The organism is Achromobacter semiaridum, assembly GCF_053543755.1.
On the sequence record NZ_JBLVOL010000104.1, the window covers coordinates 1 to 2,068 of the forward strand.

General features: G+C 64.6%; 2 protein-coding genes. One reads left to right on the plus strand and one right to left on the minus strand.

Annotated elements, in window-relative coordinates; translation table 11 throughout:
- Positions 1-32: 32 nt before the first annotated feature.
- Positions 33-965 carry a LysR substrate-binding domain-containing protein gene (locus ACNPP0_RS23305; protein WP_448707129.1) on the minus strand — a complete coding sequence of 311 codons (933 nt, stop codon included), beginning with the start codon at positions 963-965 and terminating at the stop codon, positions 33-35.
- Between the two features lie 171 nt (positions 966-1,136).
- Between ACNPP0_RS23305 and ACNPP0_RS23310 the strand changes: the two genes are divergently transcribed.
- Positions 1,137-2,048, plus strand: a complete 912-nt coding sequence (locus tag ACNPP0_RS23310) for an amino acid ABC transporter substrate-binding protein (RefSeq protein WP_332609263.1) — start codon at positions 1,137-1,139, stop codon at positions 2,046-2,048.
- The last annotated feature ends 20 nt before the right edge of the window (positions 2,049-2,068 follow it).

Here is a 2,068-nt window from a genome sequence, read left to right on the forward strand (position 1 = left end):
CCGCTAGCCCCACGCCTCGCTCCACAGCGCCTTCACCGAGCCGGCCGCGCCTTCAGATCCGCCATCTCTTCCTGCATCAGCTGATGCGCGTAGCGCGAAAACACGCTGACCAGCCGCGTTCGCGTGTGATACGGCGGGTACAGCAGCGCCACCGTCACCGGCACCGACGGGCTGAACGGGCGCACTTCCACGCCGTTGGCCTCGTACTCTTCGCGCGCGGCCAAGGGGTTGATCAGCGCCACGCCCAGCCCCGCGCCCACCAGCGCGCACACCGACGAGCCCAGTCCTGCTTCGGCCACGGTCTGCCGTTCCACCTTGGCCGCCTTGAAGACGGCGTCGATCTTCTCGCGCAGCGGCGTGGCGCTGGGAAAGGCGATGAAGGGCTCGCCCGCGAAGTCGGCGGGCTTGAGCTTTTTCAGCTTGGTCAGGCGATGCCCCTTGGGCAGCACCGCCACGCAGTTCATCGTCATCACGGGTTCGACCTGGATGCCCGGGCTGTCGCCCGACAGCATCGCCAGCCCCGTGTCGCAAAAGCCCGAGCTGATCCAGTTGTGCACGGCGCTGGCGCTGCCTGAATGGATGGACACCATCACGTCCGGGTACTCGGTCTTGAAGGCGGCGACGATGCGCGCCAGCATGCCGCCCGCCAGTCGTGGCATGGCGGCCACGCTCAGGCGGCTGGCGCTGAACGAGCGGATGCTGGCCGCCGCCGACTCCAGGCCGGCCAGGCCGATAAAGGTTTTTTCGACCTCCTGAAAGAAGCGCGAGCCGTCTTGCGTGGGGCTCAGGCGGCTGCCATTGCGGTCGAACAAGGGAAACTGGGTGATCGCTTCCAATTGCGCTATTAAGCGGCTAACGTGCGGCTGCGAGGTGTGCACGCGCCGTGCTGCGGCCGTCATCGAGCCGGTCATCATGACGGCTCGGAAGGCCTCGATGTGTCTTAAGCCCATCCGTGGAATGGCCATATCAAATCCGTATAGAGGAATACCTGATTGGAACTGGATAAAACCATACTGCTAGTTGATACTTTTTGCCAGCCGCGGGGCTCATCGCGGGACGTGGCGGACGCCGGCCAAACCGGTGCCGCCGATCGTGAATACAAATACGCGCCGATTGCACGGCGCCAAGGGAATCAGATGAAAGCACTTGCCGCGATCTCCGTCGCTGCCGCCCTGTTGGGCAGCGCGGCCACCGCCCACGCCGAAGGCCCCAGCCGCCTGGACAAGATCCGCGAAACCGGCGTGATCACCATCGGCCACCCCGAGACCTCGGTGCCGTTTGCATATCTGGACGGCAACCAGAAGCCCGTCGGCTACACCGTGGAGATCTGCCAGGAAGTGGCCAAGCATATCCAGGCCGCGTTGAAGCTGCCCAAGCTGGAAGTGCGCTACAACCCGACGACCTCGGCCACGCGCATCCCGCTGTTGGCCAATGGCACCATCGACCTGGAATGCGGCAACACCACCAACAACCTGGACCGCCACAAGCTGGTGTCGTTCGCCCCCACGACGTTCGTGGCGCAGGTGGTGCTGGTGGCGCGCAAGGATGGCGGCGTCGATCCCAACAACCTGGAATCGTTTCGCGGCAAGACCATCGCCGCCCAGGCCGGCGGCCAGACCTTCCGCCTGATCTCCGGTCTGAACGCCAAGGGCAATCTGGGCATCACGATGGCGCCCACCAAGGACACCGCCGAAACCATCCTGATGGTGGAATCGGGCCGTGCCGCGGGTTCGGCCAACGATGACGGCATTGCCTACGGCGCCGTCGCTTCGTCCAAGAACCCCGACGCGTTCGTGATCGGCAAGAAGGGCCTGGAAATGGCGCCCTACGGCATCATGGAACCCAAGGACGACCCCGCCTTCAAGAAGGTGGTGGACGACGCCGTGCTCGATCTGATCAAGACCGGCAAGGTCGCGGCGATCTACGACAAGTACTTCAATTCGCCGATTCCCCCGAAGCAGATCAACCTGAAGTACCCGATGAGCGACGCCCTCAAGCGCGCGCTGGCCAACCCGACCGATTCGGGTGACCCCAAGGCGTACGAGTAATCAGCAGGTAGTCCGCGGGG

Bases quoted from the DNA above. Each gene is read 5' to 3' on its own strand.
- ACNPP0_RS23305 (WP_448707129.1), bottom strand. From the start codon at position 965: ATGGCCATTCCACGGATGGGCTTAAGACACATCGAGGCCTTCCGAGCC.
- ACNPP0_RS23310 (WP_332609263.1), top strand. From the start codon at position 1,137: ATGAAAGCACTTGCCGCGATCTCCGTCGCTGCCGCCCTGTTGGGCAGC.